Here is a 249-nt window from a genome sequence, read left to right on the forward strand (position 1 = left end):
CGGGCTGGAGCCGATCCAGGCCGTCCGCGCCGCCCTCCAGGAACAGACGCCGGAAGGCTGCGGCGAGGTCGTCCTGCACCGCGGCGCCGGCGGGCAGGTCGGGGCGCCGGGCGCCCGCTGATCTCAGGGCGGTGAGGGCCTCGCGATAGCGGCCCTGGGAGAGATAGATCTGGCCGAGGGCGCGGATGGATTCCAGCTCGGTGGCGTCGCCGCGCCAGAGGTAGCGCAGGGAATTATAGGCGGCGATGG

General features: G+C 73.5%; 1 protein-coding gene. It reads right to left on the reverse strand.

The features are described from left to right. On the reverse strand, positions 1-249 hold a 249-nt coding region (locus tag AC1RQI_RS17395), incomplete at both ends, for a hypothetical protein (RefSeq protein WP_481905859.1).

This window comes from Salicola sp. AFF1, from assembly GCF_056783195.1.